This window comes from Pseudomonas sp. Ag1 (assembly GCF_000278565.1).
Taxonomy (GTDB): Bacteria; Pseudomonadota; Gammaproteobacteria; order Pseudomonadales; family Pseudomonadaceae; genus Aquipseudomonas.
Window position 1 is genome coordinate 1 of sequence record NZ_AKVH01000018.1, and the last position, 2,543, is coordinate 2,543.

Annotated in this window: 2 protein-coding genes; both read left to right on the plus strand. The window is 55.0% G+C overall.

Annotated elements, in window-relative coordinates; all coding sequences use genetic code 11:
• Window positions 1-1,307, plus strand: a 1,307-nt coding sequence (locus A462_RS32140) for a tyrosine-type recombinase/integrase (RefSeq protein WP_008430117.1), incomplete at its 5' end; no start/stop codon positions are given.
• 109 nt (window positions 1,308-1,416) lie between these two features.
• A partial coding sequence (locus tag A462_RS32135; RefSeq protein WP_008430119.1) for a hypothetical protein occupies window positions 1,417-2,543 on the plus strand: 1,127 nt, incomplete at its 3' end.

Genomic DNA, 2,543 nt, shown 5'->3' on the forward strand with positions numbered 1-2,543 from the left:
ATCGCTATCGGTGGGGCGACCAGAACAAAGAATACGCCTGCGGGTCCTGGCCACGCAAATCTCTGACGGACATCCGCAAGGCCCGCAACCAGGCTAGGGCGCTCATCGATGAGCAGATCAATCCCAACGAGCAGAAGAAAACCGCCAAGGCACAGGCATACGCCGCAGCTAACGTAGAGGCCGAACAAGTAAAAACGTCGAAGGCGCTAACGCTGACCGTCCAGGATCTGGCCAAGGCGTGGCTGGTGGATGGCGTCGCGCGCAAAGACGGCAACGCCGAGTTACAGCGTCGTTTTAACAAGGACCTATTCCCGGCACTTGGCAAGACAGCGGTGAGCAGTGTGTCCGAACACGATGTTCGGGCGCTGATCCGCACCGTGGTCAACCGCGGCGCTCACCGGCAAGCCATCAGCTTCTTCGCCGACCTCACTCAGATGTTCAGCTGGGCCAGAAAGCGTCAGCCCTGGCGGGCCTTATTGATCGAGGGCGATCCAACTGAGCTGGTCGACATCTCCCCATTGATCCCTGCCAACTACGAAGCGGAAAGAAGCCGCATCCTTTCCCCGGCTGAGCTGTTGGAATTGCACAACCGCTTCCAGCAAATGACCGCCGATTACGACGCCCTCCCCGCGGGCCAAAAATACGACGGCATTCGACCGCTAAAGAAGGAAACACAGCTTGCGCTCTGGATCAGCCTGGGCACGCTATGCCGAATTGGCGAGTTGCTGCAGGCCGAATGGAAAAATGTCGATCTAGACCAGCAGACCTGGTTCCTCCCCAGCGAAAATGTCAAAGGCACCCGTGGCAAAAAACAGGACCACCATGTCTTCCTCTCCCCCTTCGCCTTGCATTTCTTTCAAGAGCTCAAAACCCTGACGGGAGACTCCCAGTGGTGCTTTCCGAACAAGCAGGATGACGGACATGTGGACGTGAAAGTGGTGAGCAAGCAGGTGGGTGACCGTCAAGCCCGGTTCAAAAACCGCAAGGCCCTCTCCAGACGGTGCCATGACGATACCCTGGTCCTTGCCGACGGCCAAAACGGCGACTGGACGCCGCATGACTTGCGCCGCACGGGGGCGACCATGATGCAAGCCTTAGGCGTTAGCCTGGACGTCATTGATCGCTGCCAAAATCATGTACTGGCCGGCTCTCGGGTGAGACGCCACTACTTGCATCACGACTATGCCGACGAGAAGAAAAACGCCTGGAACCTGCTGGGCGATCGACTCAGTGCGGCGCTGTCCTCGACCTACGAGCACACGCCAAACGAGTCGAAGTTGTCTTTTCCAGCGTACGCGGCAACATAGACGCGAACACCCTCATAGGGTTGTTGCACCCAGCGCTCTCAGGAACTTAACATCCGCGACAACCGGCGTTGTGACCTTAAATTCGCGATGAGCAAAGGTGACCGACTGCATGTACACATTCGTGAGCTTTACCGTCGAGGAACTGTTCGAAAAAGTGTGGCAAACACCCATGGTCAAACTGGCCCACGAAATTGGTGTTTCCGACGTCGCCGTCGCCAAAGCTTGTCGCAAAGCCGGCATCCCTCTCCCTGGGCGTGGCCATTGGGCCAAATCGGAAAAGCAACGACAACGCAAACCCAAACCTCCTCAGGTCGAAGGCAATGTTCGATTCCAAGTGCTCGACCGTGACAACTCGCTCGTCGCGACTGGCACTGACTTGAACTCACCTATAGTCCGGCGAACGATTGAAGCCCCCTATCAATTATCCGAGCCTCACGCGCTAGTGAGTCAATGGCTAAAGAGTGCAAAAACGTCGAAGGTCAAGGACGGTTACCTCGATTACGCAGGCAAGCGCGTCTTGAATGTGATGATTTCATCGACATTGATAGAACGCTGCGCAATCCTTTTTGATGCATTGATCAAAGAGGGTGAGGCTGAAGGTTGTTCATGGAAGATCAACGCTGAAGGAAAAACAGTCATCACGGTCAACGATGAGCCCATATCTGTGCGACTCGTGGAGCGATTAGACAAACACCCGATCCCACCGCCACCGCCCCCAAAACGCCGCCCAGGTGCTCCATGGGAGCCTAATTTCATGTCCCTACGAAGCCCACAGTTTGAATGGACCTCAACTGGCGAATTGACGTTTCAGATCGAAGCGCGGATGGATTACGGAGAACGGAAAAACTGGAAGGACACCAAGACCGCTCCGCTCGAGAAAAAACTTTCTAGCATCCTGGTGGGCTTAAGTTCCGCATCAGTTTCTATCAAGGTCCTCAGAGAGAAAGAGGAGGTAAGAAATCGTGAATGGGCTGAAGATGAAAGACGACGTCTTGAACGAGCCCGTACAACAGAGACTCAACGTCGCCTCAGACTGAGCGTCGTTAAACATACTGAGCGATGGGAACGAGCCGAGCGCTTACGAGCCTTCATAAAAGCGGTGGAAGATCGGCTGAAAATTGCCCCGATCGCAGATCAAGAAATGGCAAATCCTTGGATCGACTGGGCTCGCAAGCAAGCTGATCTCTTGGATCCTTTGAAGGGGAATCTGGCATTAATTACCACTTTGGACGTAGA